This window comes from Microbacterium testaceum (assembly GCF_001476285.1).
GTDB classification, from domain to species: Bacteria; Actinomycetota; Actinomycetes; order Actinomycetales; family Microbacteriaceae; genus Microbacterium; species Microbacterium testaceum_B.
This window is the reverse complement of record NZ_LDRU01000060.1, coordinates 24201-43152: the sequence shown is the minus strand read 5'-3', so window position 1 is coordinate 43152 and position 18952 is coordinate 24201. Positions and strand designations below refer to the sequence as shown.

The 18952-nt window shown below is 69.8% G+C and carries 25 protein-coding genes and 1 tRNA gene; 10 read left to right on the top strand and 16 right to left on the bottom strand.

Going from position 1 to position 18952, the window contains the following annotated elements; translation table 11 throughout:
* Nucleotides 1-19 precede the first annotated feature (19 nt).
* From aztC to aztB, 3 genes are read right to left on the bottom strand one after another with little or no spacing between them, the layout of a single operon-like run.
* Entirely contained in the window at nucleotides 20-919 is a 900-nt protein-coding gene (gene aztC / locus NS283_RS10890) for a zinc ABC transporter substrate-binding protein AztC (RefSeq protein ID WP_058596888.1), read from the bottom strand.
* Nucleotide 920: 1 nt separating this feature from the next.
* Nucleotides 921-2129: a hypothetical protein gene (locus NS283_RS10885; protein ID WP_058596887.1), complete on the bottom strand. Its 1209-nt coding sequence runs from the start codon at nucleotides 2127-2129 to the stop codon at nucleotides 921-923.
* 14 nt (nucleotides 2130-2143) lie between these two features.
* Nucleotides 2144-2998, bottom strand: coding sequence for a zinc ABC transporter permease AztB (gene aztB / locus NS283_RS10880; RefSeq protein ID WP_058596886.1), 855 nt, complete (start codon nucleotides 2996-2998; stop codon nucleotides 2144-2146).
* Between the two features lie 55 nt (nucleotides 2999-3053).
* On the opposite strand from aztB, the gene aztA reads away from it, so the two are divergent.
* Complete coding sequence (gene aztA, locus NS283_RS10875; RefSeq protein ID WP_058596885.1) at nucleotides 3054-3704, top strand: zinc ABC transporter ATP-binding protein AztA; 651 nt, start codon at nucleotides 3054-3056, stop codon at nucleotides 3702-3704.
* Here aztA and NS283_RS10870 read toward each other — a convergent pair.
* On the bottom strand, nucleotides 3676-4107 hold the full coding sequence (locus NS283_RS10870; RefSeq protein WP_058596884.1) for a MarR family winged helix-turn-helix transcriptional regulator: 432 nt from the start codon (nucleotides 4105-4107) through the stop codon (nucleotides 3676-3678). The genes aztA and NS283_RS10870 overlap by 29 nt on opposite strands.
* Before the next feature lie 142 nt (nucleotides 4108-4249).
* Here NS283_RS10870 and NS283_RS10865 point away from each other — a divergent pair, with 142 nt between their 5' ends.
* Nucleotides 4250-4636: a DUF7882 family protein gene (locus NS283_RS10865; RefSeq protein ID WP_058596883.1), complete on the top strand. Its 387-nt coding sequence runs from the start codon at nucleotides 4250-4252 to the stop codon at nucleotides 4634-4636.
* A gap of 87 nt (nucleotides 4637-4723) precedes the next feature.
* Nucleotides 4724-5074 carry a hypothetical protein gene (locus tag NS283_RS10860; protein WP_058596882.1) on the top strand — a complete coding sequence of 117 codons (351 nt, stop codon included), beginning with the start codon at nucleotides 4724-4726 and terminating at the stop codon, nucleotides 5072-5074.
* A gap of 160 nt (nucleotides 5075-5234) precedes the next feature.
* On the opposite strand, the gene NS283_RS10855 is transcribed toward NS283_RS10860, so the two are convergent.
* Together NS283_RS10855 and NS283_RS10850 are read right to left on the bottom strand one after the other, a co-directional pair.
* A complete protein-coding gene (locus NS283_RS10855; RefSeq protein ID WP_153003343.1) occupies nucleotides 5235-5516 on the bottom strand; it encodes a DUF4190 domain-containing protein in 282 nt (93 codons plus the stop codon).
* Nucleotides 5517-5694: 178 nt separating this feature from the next.
* A complete protein-coding gene (locus NS283_RS10850; protein ID WP_058596880.1) occupies nucleotides 5695-6276 on the bottom strand; it encodes a MarR family winged helix-turn-helix transcriptional regulator in 582 nt (193 codons plus the stop codon).
* 68 nt (nucleotides 6277-6344) lie between these two features.
* Here NS283_RS10850 and rarD point away from each other — a divergent pair, with 68 nt between their 5' ends.
* Both rarD and NS283_RS10840 read left to right on the top strand, forming a co-directional pair.
* Complete coding sequence (gene rarD / locus NS283_RS10845) at nucleotides 6345-7298, top strand: EamA family transporter RarD (protein WP_058596879.1); 954 nt, start codon at nucleotides 6345-6347, stop codon at nucleotides 7296-7298.
* On the top strand, nucleotides 7279-8694 hold the full coding sequence (locus NS283_RS10840; RefSeq protein WP_058596878.1) for a carboxylesterase/lipase family protein: 1416 nt from the start codon (nucleotides 7279-7281) through the stop codon (nucleotides 8692-8694). Before rarD ends, NS283_RS10840 begins: the two co-directional genes overlap by 20 nt.
* 121 nt (nucleotides 8695-8815) lie before the next feature.
* Here the strand turns inward: NS283_RS10840 and NS283_RS10835 are convergent.
* Together NS283_RS10835 and NS283_RS10830 are read right to left on the bottom strand one after the other, a co-directional pair.
* A tRNA-Tyr gene (locus NS283_RS10835) sits at nucleotides 8816-8900 on the bottom strand.
* A 106-nt stretch (nucleotides 8901-9006) separates the two neighbouring features.
* Nucleotides 9007-9507 (bottom strand): FBP domain-containing protein, encoded by a 501-nt coding sequence (locus NS283_RS10830; protein ID WP_058596877.1) that lies wholly within the window; start codon nucleotides 9505-9507, stop codon nucleotides 9007-9009.
* Between the two features lie 38 nt (nucleotides 9508-9545).
* Here NS283_RS10830 and NS283_RS10825 point away from each other — a divergent pair, with 38 nt between their 5' ends.
* Together NS283_RS10825 and NS283_RS10820 are read left to right on the top strand one after the other, a co-directional pair.
* Nucleotides 9546-10139 (top strand): GNAT family N-acetyltransferase, encoded by a 594-nt coding sequence (locus NS283_RS10825; RefSeq protein ID WP_058596876.1) that lies wholly within the window; start codon nucleotides 9546-9548, stop codon nucleotides 10137-10139.
* A 139-nt stretch (nucleotides 10140-10278) separates the two neighbouring features.
* Entirely contained in the window at nucleotides 10279-10770 is a 492-nt protein-coding gene (locus NS283_RS10820; protein WP_013585459.1) for a YajQ family cyclic di-GMP-binding protein, read from the top strand.
* A gap of 228 nt (nucleotides 10771-10998) precedes the next feature.
* On the opposite strand, the gene NS283_RS10815 is transcribed toward NS283_RS10820, so the two are convergent.
* Together NS283_RS10815 and NS283_RS18410 are read right to left on the bottom strand one after the other, a co-directional pair.
* Complete coding sequence (locus NS283_RS10815; RefSeq protein ID WP_153003342.1) at nucleotides 10999-11325, bottom strand: hypothetical protein; 327 nt, start codon at nucleotides 11323-11325, stop codon at nucleotides 10999-11001.
* A gap of 132 nt (nucleotides 11326-11457) precedes the next feature.
* Nucleotides 11458-11649, bottom strand: a complete 192-nt coding sequence (locus tag NS283_RS18410; RefSeq protein WP_081317381.1) for an alternative tryptophan synthase beta-subunit — start codon at nucleotides 11647-11649, stop codon at nucleotides 11458-11460.
* Nucleotides 11650-11817: 168 nt separating this feature from the next.
* On the opposite strand from NS283_RS18410, the gene NS283_RS10810 reads away from it, so the two are divergent.
* Nucleotides 11818-12459 (top strand): dihydrofolate reductase family protein, encoded by a 642-nt coding sequence (locus tag NS283_RS10810; RefSeq protein WP_058596874.1) that lies wholly within the window; start codon nucleotides 11818-11820, stop codon nucleotides 12457-12459.
* Here the strand turns inward: NS283_RS10810 and NS283_RS10805 are convergent.
* A complete protein-coding gene (locus NS283_RS10805) occupies nucleotides 12456-12752 on the bottom strand; it encodes a hypothetical protein (protein WP_058596873.1) in 297 nt (98 codons plus the stop codon). The two genes, NS283_RS10810 and NS283_RS10805, sit on opposite strands and share 4 nt — an antisense overlap.
* Nucleotides 12753-12803: 51 nt before the next feature.
* On the opposite strand from NS283_RS10805, the gene NS283_RS18915 reads away from it, so the two are divergent.
* Nucleotides 12804-12944 carry a hypothetical protein gene (locus NS283_RS18915; protein WP_167539374.1) on the top strand — a complete coding sequence of 47 codons (141 nt, stop codon included), beginning with the start codon at nucleotides 12804-12806 and terminating at the stop codon, nucleotides 12942-12944.
* 9 nt (nucleotides 12945-12953) lie between these two features.
* On the opposite strand, the gene arr is transcribed toward NS283_RS18915, so the two are convergent.
* From arr to NS283_RS10785, 4 genes are read right to left on the bottom strand one after another with little or no spacing between them, the layout of a single operon-like run.
* On the bottom strand, nucleotides 12954-13400 hold the full coding sequence (gene arr, locus NS283_RS10800) for an NAD(+)--rifampin ADP-ribosyltransferase (protein ID WP_428838667.1): 447 nt from the start codon (nucleotides 13398-13400) through the stop codon (nucleotides 12954-12956).
* Nucleotides 13400-14179, bottom strand: coding sequence for an SGNH/GDSL hydrolase family protein (locus tag NS283_RS10795; RefSeq protein WP_058596872.1), 780 nt, complete (start codon nucleotides 14177-14179; stop codon nucleotides 13400-13402). Before NS283_RS10795 ends, arr begins: the two co-directional genes overlap by 1 nt.
* Nucleotides 14176-15864: an AMP-binding protein gene (locus tag NS283_RS10790; protein WP_058596871.1), complete on the bottom strand. Its 1689-nt coding sequence runs from the start codon at nucleotides 15862-15864 to the stop codon at nucleotides 14176-14178. The genes NS283_RS10795 and NS283_RS10790 overlap by 4 nt, the downstream gene beginning before the upstream one ends.
* 20 nt (nucleotides 15865-15884) lie before the next feature.
* The gene (locus NS283_RS10785) at nucleotides 15885-16847 is read right to left on the bottom strand and encodes an alpha/beta hydrolase (RefSeq protein WP_058596870.1); all 963 of its coding nucleotides are present in this window, start codon (nucleotides 16845-16847) and stop codon (nucleotides 15885-15887) included.
* A 95-nt stretch (nucleotides 16848-16942) separates the two neighbouring features.
* Here NS283_RS10785 and NS283_RS10780 point away from each other — a divergent pair, with 95 nt between their 5' ends.
* Nucleotides 16943-17566: a DUF6518 family protein gene (locus tag NS283_RS10780; protein WP_058596869.1), complete on the top strand. Its 624-nt coding sequence runs from the start codon at nucleotides 16943-16945 to the stop codon at nucleotides 17564-17566.
* A gap of 116 nt (nucleotides 17567-17682) precedes the next feature.
* Here NS283_RS10780 and NS283_RS10775 read toward each other — a convergent pair whose 3' ends face one another.
* Nucleotides 17683-18951 (bottom strand): ABC transporter ATP-binding protein, encoded by a 1269-nt coding sequence (locus NS283_RS10775; RefSeq protein WP_058596868.1) that lies wholly within the window; start codon nucleotides 18949-18951, stop codon nucleotides 17683-17685.
* Nucleotide 18952: the final 1 nt, after the last annotated feature.

Sequence of the window (18952 nt, the reverse complement as noted above, 5' to 3'; positions counted from 1 at the left end):
TTTCGGGAGGGGCCGTCGCTCAGGGCGACAGACCGCGGGCGATGCGCTCCGTGTTGACGCGCATCATGGTCAGGTAGTCGGGGGCGCCCCCGTCGACGTCGGTGAGCGACTCGGTGAAGAGCTCGATCACCTCGACATCGCGATCGGCCTCGTCGGCGAGCGCCTGGACGAGCCGATCGGGCGATGACGACTCCGCGAAGATCGTGGGAACGCCGGTGTCGTCGATCGCCGCCACGAGGTCGGCGAGGTCGCTCGCGCTCGGCGCGGCCAGGGTGGTGCCGCCGGGGATCACCGCCCCCACCACGCGGAAGCCGAAGCGGTCGGCGAGATAGCCGAACACGTGGTGATTGGTGACGAGGGCGCGTCGCTCGGCCGGGATCGCGGCGAACGCGGCGGTCATCTCGGCATCCAGATCCTCGAGGTCGGCGCGGTACGCGGCGGCCTGGTCGGCGACGGCGGCGCCCCCGAAGTCGGCGAGCACCGGGGTGAGCGCGTCGACGACCGCAATCATGCGCGCCGGGTCGGTCCAGAAGTGAGGATCGTCGGCACCGCCGGCGTCGGTCGAGGTGTACGGCAACACCGGCACGGCGTCGCCCGCGACGAAAGTGCGCACCCCCTCGGACGCCGCGGCGTCGAGGTGCTGCTGGAGCCCCTCCTCGAGCCCCAGGCCGTTGGCCACGAGGAGGTCGGCCGAGCGCATGCGCGCGGCCTCCGCCGCCGAGATCTCGAACGAGTGCGGATCGGCGCCGGGACGCATGAGCGTCATGACGTCGACATCGTCGCCGACGAGATGCGAGACGACGTCGCCGAGGATGTTCGTCGTCACGACGACGAGCGGACGATCGGATCCCGCGCTCCCCGCACACCCGGTCAGCAGGAGCAGCGCGCCGGTCAGGGCTGCGGCCAGAAGCTTGTTCATGTCAGCGTCCCGTCTCGGCGAAGAACAGCGGAGAGCGCTCGGGGGCGAACTCCCGGGCGACGCGCGCCCCGTCGGCGAAGTCGATCTCCCACAGCCGGTCCTCGGCCGGGCCGTTGAGGTAGGCGCGCTGCTGGTCGGCGACCAGGTTCACCGGAAGCCCCGCGGCGAGACTGGCTGCGACGAGCGGGACGGATGCCGCGCGCTCCGCGCCCGTCTCCCCGTCCAGCACCCGCACGCTGCCGTCGGCCGTGAGCACGAGCACGTTCGCATCTCTGTCGTCGACCGCGACGGCCTGCAGGACCGGCTGGGCCGTCGGCAGAAGCGTCCATGTCCGCTCGCGGGTGTCCAGCAGCCACACGCCCGCGCCCTCGGCGACGCCCGCGACCGTGGGTCGGCCCTCGCGGTTGGCGAACGCGGTCGCGCGCGGAGCGGTCGACCCCGCGGGGTAAGGGATGCGCTCGACGACGGGCTGCTCGTCTTCGACCGCGATGAGGAGGGCACTGTCTTGGCATCCGATGACCGCGCCCACGCGGGTGGTGATCGTGCCGGCGGGACTCGGGCACGCGGTCGGATCGCCGACGCGTGTGCCGTCCGCGGCGTGAAGCGTGACCTCGTCGCCCGCGGCCACCGCGGCGAACGACCCGGCGGGCACGACCAGTCCGGGTCCGGGGTCGACGGTCAACCGGAACGTCTCGGCGATCTCGCCCTTCGACAGCGCTTCGGTGTCGAGGAGCACGGCCTCCCCCGACCCGGGGAAGAACAGACCCGTTCCGCCGGTCGTCGAGGAGTTCGAGGTGGCGACGGTCGCGACTCCCTCCCCCGCGACATCGCCGAGGATCCGCGCCTCGGCGCGGTAGTAGTGGAAGTGGTCGACGTGATCCCAGGTCCAGACGCCGCTGTCGACGATCGAGACCCCGGCGTCGTCGGCCGAGAAGAGATAGCGCCCGTCGGAGTGCGTCGCGACGGGAGCGCGGACGGTGCCGAGATCGGCCGTCGTCTCGTCGAGCAGATCGAGGTGCGACACGCGCCCGTCCCCGTCGATCGAGGTGAGGCCGAGCGCCGGCTCGGCGAGCTCCGCTGCGCCGTCGATGTCGCCGTGGGTGTCGCGCGAGGGCTCTGACGCGGGAGCCGTCGGGGCCGCGCAACCGGTGAGCGCGAAGAGCAGGAGGGCGGTGGGAAGGAACGAACGGGGGGAAGAGCGGTGGAGCATGGGGGCTTTCTGCGTCAGACGGGAACAGGAACGGCCGAGACGACCCGGCGCCGGAGCGGCGAGAGGACGGAGCGCAGCGCGCCGGAGACCCCGGCGGCGGCGATGGCGGTGGCGGCGATGGTCGCGCCGGCCGCGGTGGCGGCGTGCCACGAGACCACCAGTCCCACGAAGACCGCGGCGACGCCGATCACCGCGGCGAGCGCCATCGTGGTCGGGATGCGGTGGGTCCACGGACGAGCGGCGACCGCGGGAGCGACGAGCAGACCGACGACCAGGAGCGACCCCACCGCTTGATACGAGGCGACGACCGCGAGCGTGACGAGCCCGATGAGCGCGGTCTGCGCGAGCCGGGGACGCAGACCGAGCACGCGCGCGACCCGCTCGTCGACGGCGAGCGCGACGAGGTGGCGATGCGCGGCGACCGCCGTCACCACCCCGAGCGCGACGGCGACCGCGAGCACGACGAGGTCGTCGACCCCGATGGCGAGGATGTCGCCGAAGAGGATGGCGGTGGCATCCGTCGCGAAGCTCCCGGCGTGCGAGATGACGATCACGCCGAGCGCGAGCATGCCGACGAACAGCAGACCGATGCTCGTGTCGTACGACAGGCGTCCGCGGCGCTGCAGCGCCCCGATGCCGAGGCTCATCACCACCGCGCTCGCGGCGGCGCCGAAGAGGACGGGCACCCCCAGCACGGTCGCGAGGGCGACGCCGGGCAGCATCCCGTGCGCGAGAGCCTCACCGAGGAAGGCCATCCCGCGCACGATCACCCAGGTCCCGGCGATGCCGCACAGAATCGCCACGAGCGAGCCGCCCCAGAACGCGCGCTGCACGAACTCGAACGAGAACGGATCGGTGAGGAAGGACACGAGGCACGACCGTAGCGTTGATGAGAACGATTCTCAAACTCATAGGATGGATGCCATGACCCCCCTCTCCGCGTCGCTCCGCGGCATCCGTGTCGAGTTCTCCGGCGTTCGCGCCGTCGACGACGTCGATCTCGACATCGCCGCGGGAGCCCTCACCGCGATCGTCGGCCCGAACGGCGCAGGGAAATCGACCCTCCTCGAAGTGCTCGCCGGCGCGCGACGGCCGACCGCGGGCGAGGTCGACCCGCGAGGACGCACCCGCGCCTTCGTTCCTCAGCGCGCCGCGATCTCGGACCGCCTGCCACTCACCGTTCGGGAGATGGTCGCCGTGGGTACATGGGGAGCACCCTCCCCCCGCCGGCCGTCATCACCCGCGAGACGACAGGCCGTCGACGACGCGATGGCGCGACTCGACATCACGCCGCTCGCCCGACATCCCTTCTCCTCCCTCTCGGGCGGTCAACGGCAACGAGCGCTGCTCGCGCAGGGGCTCGCGTCCGGCGCCGATCTTCTCCTCCTCGACGAGCCGACCACGGGACTCGACACCCACAGCGGCGCACTCATTCGCACAGCGATCACGGACGAGACGCGACGCGGGACGAGCGTGGTCTGCGTGAGCCACGACGAGGCGCTCATCGCCTGCGCAACACACCTCGTCCGCCTCGAGGGCGGTCGCGTCAGATCCGCGCCTGCGCCCGCGCGGTGACGCGGCGGAGCAGGTCGGCGAAGCCGTGGAACGCCTCGGACGACTCCGCGCGGATGGCGGCGTGCACCTCGGTGTCGAAACGCCCGAGCGCCGACCACGGCTCGGCATCCAGATCGACTTCGAGGAAGATGTGATTCACCCGACGGTCCTCGACGTCGAGCTCGCGGCGCAGCACACCCCGGCCGACCAGCCGATCCACCAGCGTGGTGACACCGGCCGAGGTGACATCCAGGTGTTCTCGGAGCAGGGACGGACGGATGCCGGGATGAGCGCCGATACTGCGGATCGCACGCGCCTCGAGCTCGCTGACGCTCAGTGATTTCCGGGCCGCCACCAGGGCATCTTGCCCCGCTTCCACGTACTCGGCGAGGGCTTCGATGAGGGCGGATGACGCATCGGACATGGTCGATCTCCCTTGCGGCCCCGGCTGGCCTCTCTTCGAGCATAGCCAGATCGCTGAACGTTTCATGAATTTATTTAAATTCGTGAATTACCTGCTAAGTTAGCAGTTAGCCCCGCCCAACGACCCAGAGAAGGAGATCGCCATGGCAAAGCTCTACTACGGATCCGACACTGCGCCCGTCACCCTGCCGGACCGCCTGCTCGGTTACATCAAGGTCATCACGGCCACCAAGCTCCGACGCGGAGAGTCCTTCACCCTCACGTGGTCGGGAGCCGACGACGAGACCGGCCGCTCGACGATCTGGCTCCAGCCGTCGATCCCGCTTCGCTTCGTCTTCGACTCCCCCGAGCCCGAGCAACTCAGCGGCGACTACCTGCGCGCTCTCGCCGACCAGTCCAACTCCGCGACAGGCCTCAACGTCGACGTGCGCACGTGGGAAGCAGCCGAAGAGGCCTCCCGCATGCCGGCGCGAACCTCCGCGTCGGCCTCGCCGGCGAGACCCTCGACGCGGCCGGTCCGCGCCGCCTGATAGCACACCGCACGCGAGACCCGTTCCGACCGTCATAATGACGGTGGGAACGGGTCTTCTCGTTCTCTCGCGAGAAATGAGACGCCCGTGCCGGTCCGGAAACTGCTCGACAAAGAGACACTCGATGAGTGGCTCGCGGAGTTCCTCGCGCGCGGCTATCTGACCGGCAGCGAGATCCGCGTCCTCGAGCAGGACGACGACCAGGACCCCGACGCGGGACTGATCGTCGTCGACCTCAGCCGCGCCAACACCATCAGCTACCTGCAGCCGGTCACGGGCGGCGAGGGCACGTGGAAGGTCACGATGGAGCCGCGCGAGGCGGTGATCGAGCTCGGAGCCGCCGACCTCGTCAACCTCGGGCACGAGGTGACCGTGCTCGGCTCGCTCCTGTGCTTCCTCGAGTCGAAGTCCCGCATTCTCCTCGAACAGGCGCGCTGAGCCGGCCGGGCCTCGCCCCGCGATCGGCACCGGCACGACCGACGCCCCCATCGATCCACAGCCCGTCACGCGCGATGTCGCGCGCCCTCGCCGACACGGAACATCGCACTCGCCGCCCCCCTGCCCGCCATCGCGCCGTGCCGGCGAGGACGCCGCCACGTCAGTAGCCGGTCGACCCCACGGAAAGGGCAGCGAGCGACGTGGCGAAGAAGATGACCGCCAGGACGAGCGTCACGGAGCCGACGATGATGCCCGCGAGAGCGGGAGTGTTCTTGTAGCCGGCGTCCTTCGACTGCTTCAAGGCGACGATCGAGATGATCAGGCCGACGAGACTCGCGAAGAACGACACGATCAAGCCGACGATCCCCAGAGTTCGCCCGGGGAAATCTCCCGACGGGGCGGGCTGCGAAACGCGCGTGGTCGGGGAGGGGGAAGTGGTCACAGTGAATTCCTTTCTGGCGACTGCCGGATGCGATGACCCTCACGCGCCCGAGGAGACGCGGGGATGCCACGGACGCAGTGCAGCGTCCGGAGCGTGAAGAGGCTATCGTAATTGTCGCCAGGACAATCAACCCTCTGCCAGAGGGACCTCGGAGGAAGGGAGCCTCGTGACGATCGCCCTACGAACGCGGATCCCACGGTCGGGGCGACACACTCCACGGCGCGCCCGAGAAGCGTCGGATCTCGCCCCCCACGCGGCGGTCGAGGTCGAGGACCAGGCGAACGAAGAGGTCGTTGAAGACGACGCGCTCCTCCTCGGTCCATTCCGCGGTCGCATCGGCGTAGTCGGTCTCCGCCGCGGCGATGATTCGTTCTGCCACCTCGCGGCCGGTGGGCGTGAGCGCGACCCTGGTCTCGCGCCCGTCGTCGGGGTTGACCATGCGTCCCACCAACTCGACCTCCTCGAGGCGGCGCAGGACCTTGCTGAGGTTCGAGCGCCCGGTCCGCGTCGCGTTGGCCAATTCGGTCGGCCGGGCCGAGCCCTGATAGGCGAGCTGGCTGACGACGAGGAACGCGAGCATGTCGTCGGGAACGGGGAAGGCGCTTCGCCGGATCAGCTCCTCCCGGCGGGATGTCGACGTCGCCCAGGTGATGAAGGCCTGCATCGCTCCGCGGGCATTGAGCCCGTCCGCGCTGACGACCGGGGCAAGGGTCTCGGCGTTCGCTTCGAGGATGAGGGCGGTATGGGGGCGACGCGGCATGGCCCCATCCTCCCTCGCCCGGTCATCCGCCGCGCGTTCGGGACCGACGAGACGCACGAGGCGGCCACATGACGCTCCGCGCTCAGCGGGGGACGCAGCTCTCCTCCCCTGCCCCCAGCGGCCGAACGCGGGGCGCGCTCTCCGCCCTCGCCGCCGAGATCCTCTGGGGCCTGCTCCCGCTGTACTTCGTCCTCCTCGCGCCGACCGGGCCGTTCGAGCTCGTCGCGTGGCGCATCGCGCTCGCGTTCGCGTTCTGCGCGCTCCTGCTCACGATGACGCGCACGTGGCGGAAGGTCGTCGAGGTGCTTCGCCGACCCCGCCTTCGCGGCCTCACCGTCGCCGCGGGAGTGCTCATCTACGCGAACTGGCAGACGTACGTCATCGCGACGCTGACAGGTCAGGTGATCGAGGCGAGCCTGGGGTACTTCATCAGCCCTCTCATGACGGTGCTGCTCGGGGTGATCGTGCTGCGCGAACGCCTCCGCGTGCTCCCCTGGATCGCGATCGGCATCGCGGGCGTCGCCGTCGCCGTGATCGTCGCGGGCTACGGTCGCGTCCCGTGGCTGGCGTTGATCCTCGCTGCCACGTTCGCCCTCTACGGGCTCGTGAAGACGACAATCGGCCCGGCCGTCGACGCGGTGAGCGGGCTCACGCTCGAATCCCTCTGGCTCCTCCCCGTCGCCGTAGTCCAGTTGATCATCGTCGGTACCACGAGCGGCCTGACCCTCGGCCACGCCGGGCTCCCTCACGCCGTGCTTCTGCTTCTCGCGGGGGCGGTCACCGCCGTCCCCCTGCTCCTGTTCGCCGCCGGCGCGCGGCGCGTACCCCTCACGGTGATCGGTCTGCTGCAGTTCGTCACACCGCTCCTCCAGTTCGCCATCGGCGTGTGGGTTCTCGGGGAGCCGATGACCGCCGAGAGATGGATCGGCTTCGCGCTCGTGTGGGCGAGCCTCGTGCTGTTGACTCTGGACTCGGCGCTCACCGCGAAGAAAGGACGTCCGGATGCCAAGACCCATCGCTGAGATCGAGTCGGGGACCGTCGTCGGAGAGGCGAGCGACGGCGTCGAACACTACCTCGGCATTCCTTACGCCGAGGCCCCGTTCGGGAAACGCCGGTTCGCCCTCCCCGTGCCGGCCTCTGCATGGAGCGGCGCGCGCGACGCGACCGCCTTCGGGCCCACGTCTCCCCAGTCGCCGTACACGGGGTTGGCGGGCACCTACCTCGCCTCGACGATCGTTCCGGGAGACGACATCCTCACGGTCAACGTCTGGCGTCCGGAGGAGGCGCAGGGGGCCGCTGTCATGCTGTGGTTCCACGGCGGCGCGTTCGAGCGCGGAACCGCCGCGCTGAGCACCTACGACGGTTTCCCGTTCGCGCGCGACGGCGTCGTCTTCGTCTCGGCGAACTACCGACTCGGGGCCGAGGGCTTCTCGGTGCTACCCGACGCGCCGCGCAACCTCGGCGTCGCCGATGCCGCCGAGGCCCTCCGATGGACCCATCGCAACGCCCACCGCTTCGGCGGGGACCCGTCTCGCATCACCATCTTCGGCGAGTCCGCCGGCGGGGCGATGGTCGCGGCACTCCTCGCTCGCGACGACCTCCGCCCCCTGATCGCCGGAGCGATCATCCAGTCGGGGCCTCTCGACGCGGAGACGCCTCGGCGCGCCGCCCGTCCGACGCGCGATATCGCCCGAGCCCTCGGCATCCCGCCAACCGCCGCCGCTCTGCGGGAGGTCTCACCGGAGCGGCTGGTCGAGACGCGCGATCGGCTGGTCGCGGGGGGAACGTTCCTCCGCGGGGCTCCGGGATTCGCCGCCAGCGTCGATCCCGCCTCGCTCCCCACGTCGCCGCGGCGCGCGCTCCGCACGGCGGAGGTGCCCGTGGTCATCGGCACGACGACCGACGAGTACCGCCTGTTCCTCTCCGCCGACGCGCTCGCGCGACTGAACGGTCGCGCGTACGCGCTCCTCGCGATGGCGAAACGCCTCCCGCGCGGAACCTGGGGCGCGTACCGACGCGCCTTTCCGCACGCGAGCGACGGGGAGGTCATCGGCCAGATCCTCACCGATCACCTCCTGCGGGCACCCGCGGTGGAGATCGCGACAGCGCGGACGGCGCCGACCTTCGTGTACGAATTCGCGTGGCCGAGCCCCCTCCCCGAGCTGGGCGCGGCGCACGCGCTCGACATCGCGTTCGCCTTCGACGCGCTCGACGACCCCGCGGCACAGCGCATGACGGGCACGGATGCGCCGCGAGAGCTCGCCGATCACATGCACGCCGACTGGGTCCGCTTCGCGAAGACGGGCGACCCCGGCTGGTCGGCCTTCGACCGAGCGGGTCGCATCCGGCGGTACGACGCGGTGACCGAGGACGTGCCCCTGCCGCGTGCCGAGGCTCTCGCGTCGCTGAGGCACTGAGAACAGAACAGCATCGCGGTCATGGAAAGCCGCATCGAGAACGCGGTCGCTCAGCTTTGACGCGAAGATTCGGAAACCAGAACGTCCCGCGACATAAACCTCATGTCGCGGGACGTCACGCTGGTGGCGAGTGAGGGATTCGAACCCCCGAATGCAATGCAGTCTGATTTACAGTCAGATCCCTTTGGCCGCTTGGGTAACTCGCCAAGTGCGCACCCGCCCGGCTTTGGCAGTCGACCGGAGGCGCGATAGACCACTCTACTATCCCGGAAGGGATGCCTCCAACCACCCTGGGCATCCCATGCCGGGTGCCTACCGTGCGATGTCGGCGACCTCGCGCACGCGATCGACGAACTCCTCGGTCCGCCGCTTCGTTCCGTCGATCCTGCGATCCACGCTGGCGCGGATCTCGCTCGGGGCGAGGGGCGCGGCGAGGCGGACGGTCTCGTGGCACGAGAGGTCGACGCACATGTACGTGCCGACCGTGTCGCCCTGCTCCCCCGCCGCCCCGGCCTTGCGGGCGGTGAACAGCGACACCTGATCCCCCGGCTGCATCGTGTGGCAGAGATTGCACATCGCCGACCGCGCGCGCGACTGCCCCTCGGCGGCGCGCAGCACCACACCGGTGGGCTCGCCGTCGCGCTCAGCGATGACGTATCCGCGCCCACGGGTTCTCGGGTCGCGCCACGCGAAGAAGTCGAGGTGATCCCAATCCGTCAGCACGAAATCGTGGGGCATCGCGATGACACGCAGTTCGTCGGGGGTGGCGTTGATGAACGCGTCCCGGACCTCGTTCTCGGTGAGTGCTCGCATGGCATCCGAGTTTACGAGCGCATCGGTAGGCTGCGGCGATGACGCCGTTCTCGCTGCGCACCGCACGCCTGGTCCTGAATCAGCCCACGCTCGCCGATGTCGACGACATCGCCCGGTACTGCGCCGACCCGGTCTTCGAGCACTACATGACCACCCCGTGGCCGTACACCCGCGACGACGCGGTCGGATTCATCGAGGGGTACGTCGCCGACGGCTGGGCCGAGGACCGTGAGTGGACCTGGGCGATCCGGGATTCGGATGCCGGCCCCCTGCGCGGCGTGATCGGCGTCCGCGTCCCGTGGGGCATGGTCGGCTACTGGCTCGGGGCCGAGCACCGTGGTCGCGGCCTGATGCCCGAGGCCCTCGACGCCGTCATCGACGCCACCTTCGCGCGCACGGCCATCGACGAGGTGCTCTGGGAGTGCGTCCTCGGCAACGTCGCGTCGATGCGCGTGGCCCAGAAGAGCGGCTTCCGCTACACGGGCGTGCAACCGGGGCAGGTACGCGGACGCGACGGCGGGCAGTCGGCATCCTGGACCGGCGCGCTCGGGCGCGACGACGACCGCTCCCCGAAGCCCGGCTGGCCGGACACGCAGGACGCGGTCGGACACGCAGCGCCGCACGCGCCCTAGCCGCCGGGGCAGTCGCAGGGGCTGCCGCTGTAGCAGGCGCAGTATCCGCGATCCGGGGTGCCCTCGGGTATGCGTGGCTCTCATCGTCGTCGGGCACAAGTCCCCGAGGCCTGATTTTCCGCGGTTGTAAACTGGTGGGATGGCAAGCGACAGCTCATTCGACATCGTCTCGAAAATCGATCGACAGGAAGCCGACAACGCCCTGAACCAGGCTCACAAAGAAGTTGAGCAGCGGTACGACTTCAAAGGCACCGACGCGTCGATCGCCTGGAGCGGCGAGTCGATCGTCATCAAAGCGAACTCCGAAGAGCGCGCGAACGCGGTGCTCGATGTCTTCCAGACCAAGCTCATCAAGCGCGGCATCTCGCTGAAGAGCCTCGAGAGCGGCGAGCCGGTGCAGAGCGGCAAGGAATACCGCATCACCTCCACGCTCAAGGAAGGCATCTCGCAGGAGATCGCGAAGAAGATCGGCAAGATCATCCGCGACGAGGGCCCCAAGGGCGTGAAGTCGCAGATCCAGGGCGACGAACTGCGCGTCCAGTCGAAGTCGCGCGACGACCTGCAAGAGGTTCAGCGTCTGCTGAAGGCCGCCGACCTCGACGTGGATCTGCAGTTCACGAACTACCGGTAAGAAGTCGCGCTGACCCGGGCTTTTCGCCCGGAGCCCGCGGACAGTCCGCAAGAGCGGCGATGGAGACCATGAGGTCCGCGGTCGCCGCTCGCGTTGTTCCCTCCGCGGACGGCCACAGGTGGGCGTACGTGTTCAGCGTGAACGACGACTGCAGCCGCGGCGGATGCCACGTCGCATCTCGTGCCCGCGAGCAGCGAGGTCGGCAGATGAATGTGCCGAGCAGCGAGCTCAGACGAGTGCGTCCGTGCGTTCCTGCAGGTACGCGCACAGCCGCCCCGCGGCCGTGACTTCCTCTCCGAGACCGATGAGATCGAGCGACGTGCCCGTCAGCTCGTCGGTGCGCTCGGTGAGGGTGGCCGCCCACTTGCCGTTCGCGTTGAGTTGGAGGTAAACGGCTGCGGGCGCGTACTTCAGATAGACAAGAACGATCCCCGGGCCCTCCTGCGTAGGATCGCCGTGCGCGACCACTCGAGCCGGCGTGGCAGCGATGTGCTCGTCGTAGTGATGAACCCACGACGTCATATCGGCGAGAGTCGGCCTGTCTCGCGGGGTCATGCCTCCATGGTAGTTGGACGCGGTGCAGCATGCGCAGCGGGTCCGACCAGTCGGCCACCAGAAGCCGTCAGCTCGCCGCCGACGAGTACGGCCCGATTCGGGGACTCGCGCGGGGACCCGGAGCCGCTCGATCTAGCCGTGCTTCGCCAGGAAGAGGCTGAGCGAGATCTCCCGCGTATCGGACCAGCCGCGGCGAGCGCGGACGAGAGTGAAACCCTCGCCGCGAAGCGCCTCCGCGTGGTCGGCGGTGAGAGCCTGCCGATCGATCTTCTCCCACCCGCCCGGCATTCGGTACGCGTGGGTGACAGTGCGTGGGCGAGACATCGGTGCTCCTGAACGGTCAGATCGTGCGGGGAGCGCTGCGTCGTCGAAGCGAGTAAGGGATCCACCGTACGGCGGAGCATGGCCGATGTCTGTCCCCCTTTCGGCGGGATAGGGCCACCGGCGTACGATTCACGCATCACCACTGACCGGTTCCGCAAAGGGGATGCCATGGCCGTCCGCGTCGATCTGAACATCTCGCTCGACGGAGTCGCGGCGCCCGCCGACCCGACGCCCGAGAATCCGATGGGCGAGGACTGGGGCCGGCTCGTCGAGGACTACATGGCGACGCGGACGTTCCGCGCCCGCGTCTTCGGCGACACCTCGGGCGCCGGCACCACCGGGGTCGACGACCGCTACGCCGCGGCGTACTTCGAGGGCATCGGCGCTGAGGTGATGGGCGCGGCGATGTTCGGACTCCACTCGTTCCCCGACGATCCCGACTGGCGTGGCTGGTGGGGAGACGAGCCGCCGTTCCGCGTTCCCGTCCTCGTTCTGACCCACCGGGAGCGCGCACCGATCACGTTCGACAACGGGACGCGGTTCGAGTTCACGTCAGACGACATCACGGATGCCGTGGCCCGGGCTCGCGAACTCGCCGGTGATGCGGATGTCCGGATCGGCGGCGGGCTGTCCACCGTTCGGTCCGCGCTCGAGGCCGATCTCGTCGACCGCCTGCACGTCGCCGTCCGCCCGGTGATCCTCGGACAGGGAGACCGCCTGTGGGACGGCCTGCGCGGCCTCGACCAGCGCTACGCCGTGACGTCGGAGGTCGCCGAGAGCGGCGTCATCCACGTCAACTACGCCCGTTAGAACGGGGCGTCGGACGTCAGCACCCGCGTCACGCGGATGACGAGCAGACCGAGCGACGTCACGAGTATGAGCGTCGACACGATCCCGGCGGCGAGCACGACCCACCGGAGCGTCCCGGGGCGGAGCACTCCCCTGATGGCGAAGAACACCGCCGCTCCCGCGCACGCGATCATGATCAGATAGTCGATCACCCCGCCGGTCAGCGTGAAGAACGCCACGACCGACAGAACCGCCAGCACCAGCGCCACGATGTGGAGCGTCCGCGCGTCGGAGGGGCGAGGGGCGTCCGGCATCCCCCGAGCCTATCGACCCACTCGTGCGACACCGCGCGCAGCCTGAGTGTCATGCGTCAGCGCACTCCCGATCCGCGCCGGTGCCCCACGTGCGGAGATCCGCTGTCGTTCGAGATCCTCGACGACGAACGCTTCCTCGTCGCGTGGTCGTGTGTGAACTGCGGACTGATCCGCACGACCGAGCCGGTGTGAACCGGGCGGTCAGTTGATGATCTCGGCTCTCTCGTCGCGCATCTCGGTCAGGCGTCGCCGCCACGTCTCGAGAGCCTCGGGGGTCAAGCGGGTCCAGTCGTCGCGCTCGGCGACGATCCGCAACGGTGCGGCGCTGCGGAACGACCGCGTCGGGTTGCCGGGAAACTTCTTGTCGGTGACGTTCGGGTCGTCCTCGAACTCTCCCGTCGGCTCGACCTCGTACACGCGCGGGGGTCCGTCCCCCGGAATGATCTCGGCGGCCAGCCCCGCCCCGTCGAGACGCGAGGTGAAGTACACGTGATTCATCACGATCTCGGGCCGATAGTTCGATCGGAAGCCCGGGGTCAGCAGGTCACCGACCCGCAGGGCGGCTTTCGTTCCGTGGAAGAAGGGACCGGCATCCAGGATCTCGCTCACCACGCGATTCTCGGCACCGGAGGCGCCGTGCGCAACCATCAGCGCGCGAGGACCGCGAGAACGGCGTCGGCGATCGCTCGGTGTCCCGCGTCGTTGGGGTGGAAGTCGTCCCCCGGTCCGGCGAAGGTGTCCCGGCCGTCCGGCCCGTGCAGCTCGGGCAGGGCGAACAGACCCGCGAGCGAGACGTATCGCCCGGCGTTCGCCGCGCAGACACGCGCGATCGTCTCGTCGTAGGCCGCACCGTCGGCGGTCCAGGTGCCGAGGCAGACGAGGGCAGCGTCCGGCGACGACGTCCGGATCCGCCCCAGCAGATCGCCGTACTGCGCTTCGAAATCCGCGAGCGGGGTCGGGATGCCGACATCGTTGGTCCCCAGCTCGATCACCGCCAGATCGAGGTCGGGCGGGACCTCGGTGACACCCGCGACCGTCGAGAGGGTTTGATGCGCGCGCGACACCGTCGTCGGCGTGACACGCCCCAATGCTCCCGTGACGAGGGACGAGAAGCCCTGCGCCTCGGTGGAGGCGAAGAATCCGGCCGCGAGCGAGTCACCCGTGACGAGCACGCGCGCGTTGCCCTTCGCGTCGCGCGGGATCCGCAGCAGCCCCGAGGTCGACGGGGACGGTGTCGGGGACGGCGTGGGCGTCATCGACGGCGAGGGACGCGGCGACGAAGTGCGCGTGGAAGTCGCGGACGGTGCCGTCGCGGATGCGGAGGGCATGGCATCCGGTGTCGCCCCGTGCGAGAGCACGAGGGACGCGGCGACGACCGCGGCGACGCCGACGAGCGACGCCGCGATGGTCCACGCGCGCCGGGTCATCCCCGGAGCGTGTCGTCGCGCCACTCCACCGGGGTGACCTCCCCGCGCACCGCGGCCTCCTCGCGTTGACGCAGTTCGACGCGGCGGATCTTGCCCGAGATCGTCTTCGGCAGTTCGAGGAACTCGACGCGGCGCAGCCGCTGGAACGGGGCGAGCTTCTCGCGGGCGTAGCGGAGGATGTCGATCGCGACCTCTTCGCCGGCCTCGAAGCCCGCGGCGAGCACGACATAGGCCTTGGGCACCGCGAGACGCAGGTCGTCGGGGGCGGGAACGACGGCCGCCTCGACCACGGCGGGGTGCTCGATGAGCACGCTCTCGAGCTCGAAGGGGCTGATCTTGTAGTCCGAAGACTTGAACACGTCGTCGGTGCGGCCGATGTACGTGATCGTGCCGAGGTCGTCGCGGCGCGCCACGTCGCCCGTGTGGAACAGACCGTTCGCGGTGGACTCGTCGTTGCGTTCCGGGTCGCCGACATAGCCCGTCATGAGGTTGAGCGGCCGCACCGACAGGTCGAGGCAGATCTCGCCCTCGTCGGCCGGTTCTCCGGTCACCGGATCGATCAGCACGACGGGGCAGCCCGGCAACGGGCGTCCCATCGACCCGGGGACGAGCTGCGCACCCGGGGTGTTGGCGACGACGGCGGTCATCTCGGTCTGGCCGTAGCCGTCGCGGATGTCAAGGCCCCACGCGCGCTGCACGGTCGCGATGACCTCGGGGTTGAGCGGCTCGCCTGCCGAGACGACCTCGCGCAGCGCCCCTCGCCGCCCGGTGAGGTCGGCCTGGATCAGCATGCGCCACACGGTCGGCGGAGCGCAGAACGTCGTGACCCGGTCGCGCTCGAGCTCGTCGAGCAGACGCTCGGCCGAGAAGCGCGAGTAGTTGAGGGCGAGCACGGTGGCCCCGGCGATCCACGGCGCGAAGAAGAGACTCCACGCGTGCTTCGCCCACCCCGGCGAGCTGATGGCGAGGTGCACGTCGCCGGGTTGGAGACCCAACCAGTACATCGTCGAGAGGTGCCCCACGGGATACGACGCGTGCGTGTGCTCGACGAGCTTCGGCTTCGACGTGGTCCCCGACGTGAAGTAGAGCAGCAGGCGGTCGTCGGCGACGGTCTCCGGATGCCGCGCGGGCTCCGCCTCGGCGAGGAACGCGTCGCCGTACGCGGCCCATCCCGCGTGCTGACCGCCCACCACGATGCGGCCGAGACCCTCGGGCAGGTCGTCGAACTTCTCGGCATCCGAGGCTCCGACGATGACGTGCCGGATCTCGGCCCGCTCGATCCGGTCGGCGAGGTCGCCGGCGCCGAGAGCGGTCGTCGTCGGCGCGATCACGCCGCCGAGCTTCATGATGCCGAGCATCGCCTCCCACAGCTCGACCTGGTTGCCGAGCATGAGCAGCACCGCGTCTCCGCGACGGACGCCTCGGGATGCCAACCACGCGGCCACCTGATCCGATCGGCGGGCGAGCTCATCGAAGGTGCGCTGGTGGTGGGTGCCGTCATCGTCGACGACGATCAGAGCCGGAGTGTCGTTGCCGCGCGCCATCGGGTCGAACCAGTCGATCGCCCAGTTGAAGGGTCCCTCGAACCGTGGCCAGGTGAACGCCGCCGCGCGGTCGGGGTCGGTCCTGGCCGCGAGGAGTTCGTCGCGGGCGGCGCGGTAGCGCTCGGTGGCGGTGAGGGTCATGGGTCTCCTTCGATCGCGTTCTACGCTAGCCCTCGCATCCCGTCCCTGAGCGCCGCGTACGCGGCATCCCTCGCCTCGGGTGCCGACAGGAACACGTCGTGGAGGGCCCCCTCGACGCGGGAGATCGTGACCGTACGGGCGATGCGGGTCGCCGCCCGAGCGATGTCGTCGACGACCAGTACCGAGTCGGTCTCGCGCATCGCGTCACTCCAGCTCAACGCCACCGTCGAGCGGGCCGACAGCAGCACGAGGGTCGGACAGCCGACATCGAGACCGGATGCCACCCGCGCGTGCCCCGCGATGATGGCGGCCAACCAGCCCGGGTGGGTGGGGAAGCCTTGAGCGGGGCGCCAGCCCTCGGGGCTGTCGGGAAGCGTCCCGAGATCGCGCTGCGCGCGGGTGTAGAAGCCGAGGTCGACGACCGGGTGCGTGCCGAGGGGGTCGAACCGCGCGCGAGCGTTGACGAGCGGGGCGAGGGCCTGCCTCCCGAGCGGCCCGAGCTGCAGTTCGAGCCAGGGACTGTTCAGGATGAGCGCGTCGGCGACCCCGGGGTGCCGAGCCGCCCAGAGCGTGAGCGTCAGACCGCCGGTGCTGTGCCCGAACAGCACGAGCCGGCGCCCCTCGCGCACGGTGGCCATGGCATCCAGAGCCGCGGCGATGTCGGCGTCGTACACGTCGAGAGACGCGACGTATCCGGGCGCGAGGTCGGATCGCAGACTGCGACCGTACTTGCGGAGGTCGAGGGCGTAGAAGCGGGCACCGCGGTCGGTGAAGAACCGGGCGAGGTCGGTCTGGAAGAAGTAGTCCGACCATCCGTGCACATAAAGCACGTCGGTGTCGCGCAACTCACCGAACAAGCGGGCTCCCGGATGAGGCCGCAACCGCACGACGGTCGCGACGACCTCCCCGTCGACATCGTCACCGAGCGGCAGCGTCTGCTGCTCGAAGCCCCCACCGAGGATGTCCGGATGCCACTCCCCCATCGCCCCAGCCTACGGCGGCGATATCCGTCTCGAGGATGACTTCCTGCCCTCCCTCGGCTGATGCCCGCGCGTCCGCGGATTCCTAGCGTGGGAATGTGCACCCCCGCCATTGGCTCGTCCCCGCCCTCTCCGTCGCCGCCGCCTCGATCGCCCTCGGCGGGCTCACGAGCGTCGGCCAGAGCGTCCTCCCCGAGGCTCTCGTGTCGTTCGCCAATTCGGCCGGCGGCTGGACGATCCTCGCGTTCGGTCTCGTCTGGCTGACGCGGGCGCGGCCCCCACTCGCCGCAGCTCTCGGCGTCGTGTCGTTCGTGCTGCTCATCGAGGGGTACCGGATCGTCTCCGGCTGGCGGGGCTATTACTACGCCGAACCGTTCCAGGACACCTTCACGATCATCGGACTCTTCGCCGGTCCCGTCATCGGCCTGTCCGCCTCGCTCCTGCGCTGGGGGCCGGGTTCGTGGAAGCCGTTCGCGGCGGCGCCCGTCGCGGCGGTCCTCATCGGCGAGGGCGTGTACGGTCTCACGGTCGTCGGCGAGACGACGAGCCCGGTCTACTGGGTGGCGCAGCTCGTGCTCGGCGTCGCCCTGGTGCTCTCGACCGTCGCGGCTGCGCGTCCGCGGATCACACCCGGGATTCTCGGCAGTCTCGTCACCCTCGGTGGCGCGACCGCGTTCGTCGCGTTCTACAGCTGGGTGGGACAGGTCGGCTCGACCGTCTGACGCGGGCGAAACTCCTGAGAGAACGGCGTCTCCCGGCGTCGGGAGTGTCGTGGAGAGTCCGCGGGCCCCGAAATCTCAGGAGTTCGGCCCGCCGCTCAGCGCGGCACCGCCACCGGTCAGCGCGACGCCGACGCGTCCTCTCGGGCGGCGCGCTCCTTCGCCCGCTCCAGCGCGCGCTTGCGCGCCGCGCGGGCGTCCTCCTCGAGCTTCTCGGCCTTCGCCTCGTCGCGCGTCAGGTTCACGCCCGTCTCCGGGTCGAACAGGTGCAGTGAGTCGGGTGAGAACCACAGGCGCGCGGCATCCCCGGCGCGGATCGAGCTCATGGCATCCAGGGCGACGACGAGCTCGGTGCGCAAGCTCTCGCCGTCGAGGTCGCGGTCGAGCTCCGACAGCTTGTCCTTCACCGTCGCGTCGGTTTCGTATGGCACGTAGGCGTAGAGCACCTCGCCGAGCCACTCGGTCATCTCGATGTCGAGCTCGGCCGTGACCCCGCCGGTGAGATCGCGCTCGGTCGAGTCGGCGTCCTCGAAGGCGTCGGGGCGCACGCCCACGATGACGAGGTCTCGGCCCTCGACGGCTTTGCGTAGCCGGTCGTCGAGCGGCACGTCGGCGATCGGGAGGCGCAGCACGTCCCCGTCGACGGTTCCGCTGAGGAAGTTCATCGGCGGCGAGCCGATGAATCCGGCCACGAAGAGGTTCACCGGCTGGTCGTAGAGCCCCCGGGGGCTCGCGACCTGCTGCAGCTCGCCGCGGCGCAGCACCGCGACCCGATCGCCGAGCGTCATGGCCTCGGTCTGGTCGTGCGTGACGTAGACGGTGGTGATGCCGAGCGAGCGCTGCAGGCGCGCGATCTCGGTGCGCATCTGGCCGCGCAGCTTCGCGTCGAGGTTCGACAGCGGCTCGTCGAACAGGAACGCGCTCGCGTTGCGCACGATCGCGCGGCCCATGGCGACGCGCTGGCGCTGACCGCCCGAGAGGTTGGCGGGCTTGCGCTCCAGGTGCTCGTCGAGCTCGAGCAGCTTCGAGGCGCGGCGCACGCGCTCGTCGATCTCCTTGTCGTCGAGGTCGCTCGACTTCAGCCGCATCGGGAACGCGATGTTCTCGTACACGGTCAGGTGCGGGTACAGCGCGTAGTTCTGGAAGACCATCGCGAGGTTGCGATCCTTCGGCGCCTTGTCGTTGACCACCTCATCGGCGATCTTGAGCTCGCCGTCCGAGATGTCCTCGAGCCCCACGATCATGCGCAGCAGCGTCGACTTGCCGCACCCCGAGGGGCCGACGAGGATCACGAACTCGCCGTCGGCGATGTCGAGGTCGACGCCCTTGACCGCGGTGAAACCGTCGTCGTAGGTCTTGACGATTCTGTTCAGAGTGATGGATGCCATG

Excerpts from the sequence above, each read along its gene's own strand:
- aztC (WP_058596888.1), bottom strand. The coding sequence starts at position 919 with ATGAACAAGCTTCTGGCCGCAGCCCTGACCGGCGCGCTGCTCCTGCTG.
- NS283_RS10885 (WP_058596887.1), bottom strand. The coding sequence starts at position 2,129 with ATGCTCCACCGCTCTTCCCCCCGTTCGTTCCTTCCCACCGCCCTCCTG.
- aztA (WP_058596885.1), top strand. The coding sequence starts at position 3,054 with ATGACCCCCCTCTCCGCGTCGCTCCGCGGCATCCGTGTCGAGTTCTCC.
- NS283_RS10870 (WP_058596884.1), bottom strand. The coding sequence starts at position 4,107 with ATGTCCGATGCGTCATCCGCCCTCATCGAAGCCCTCGCCGAGTACGTG.
- NS283_RS10865 (WP_058596883.1), top strand. The coding sequence starts at position 4,250 with ATGGCAAAGCTCTACTACGGATCCGACACTGCGCCCGTCACCCTGCCG.
- NS283_RS10850 (WP_058596880.1), bottom strand. The coding sequence starts at position 6,276 with ATGCCGCGTCGCCCCCATACCGCCCTCATCCTCGAAGCGAACGCCGAG.
- rarD (WP_058596879.1), top strand. The coding sequence starts at position 6,345 with ATGACGCTCCGCGCTCAGCGGGGGACGCAGCTCTCCTCCCCTGCCCCC.
- NS283_RS10840 (WP_058596878.1), top strand. The coding sequence starts at position 7,279 with ATGCCAAGACCCATCGCTGAGATCGAGTCGGGGACCGTCGTCGGAGAG.
- NS283_RS10830 (WP_058596877.1), bottom strand. The coding sequence starts at position 9,507 with ATGCGAGCACTCACCGAGAACGAGGTCCGGGACGCGTTCATCAACGCC.
- NS283_RS10825 (WP_058596876.1), top strand. The coding sequence starts at position 9,546 with ATGACGCCGTTCTCGCTGCGCACCGCACGCCTGGTCCTGAATCAGCCC.
- NS283_RS10820 (WP_013585459.1), top strand. The coding sequence starts at position 10,279 with ATGGCAAGCGACAGCTCATTCGACATCGTCTCGAAAATCGATCGACAG.
- NS283_RS10815 (WP_153003342.1), bottom strand. The coding sequence starts at position 11,325 with ATGACCCCGCGAGACAGGCCGACTCTCGCCGATATGACGTCGTGGGTT.
- NS283_RS18410 (WP_081317381.1), bottom strand. The coding sequence starts at position 11,649 with ATGTCTCGCCCACGCACTGTCACCCACGCGTACCGAATGCCGGGCGGG.
- NS283_RS10810 (WP_058596874.1), top strand. The coding sequence starts at position 11,818 with ATGGCCGTCCGCGTCGATCTGAACATCTCGCTCGACGGAGTCGCGGCG.
- NS283_RS10805 (WP_058596873.1), bottom strand. The coding sequence starts at position 12,752 with ATGCCGGACGCCCCTCGCCCCTCCGACGCGCGGACGCTCCACATCGTG.
- NS283_RS18915 (WP_167539374.1), top strand. The coding sequence starts at position 12,804 with ATGCGTCAGCGCACTCCCGATCCGCGCCGGTGCCCCACGTGCGGAGAT.
- arr (WP_428838667.1), bottom strand. The coding sequence starts at position 13,400 with ATGGTTGCGCACGGCGCCTCCGGTGCCGAGAATCGCGTGGTGAGCGAG.
- NS283_RS10795 (WP_058596872.1), bottom strand. The coding sequence starts at position 14,179 with ATGACCCGGCGCGCGTGGACCATCGCGGCGTCGCTCGTCGGCGTCGCC.
- NS283_RS10790 (WP_058596871.1), bottom strand. The coding sequence starts at position 15,864 with ATGACCCTCACCGCCACCGAGCGCTACCGCGCCGCCCGCGACGAACTC.
- NS283_RS10785 (WP_058596870.1), bottom strand. The coding sequence starts at position 16,847 with ATGGGGGAGTGGCATCCGGACATCCTCGGTGGGGGCTTCGAGCAGCAG.
- NS283_RS10775 (WP_058596868.1), bottom strand. The coding sequence starts at position 18,951 with ATGGCATCCATCACTCTGAACAGAATCGTCAAGACCTACGACGACGGT.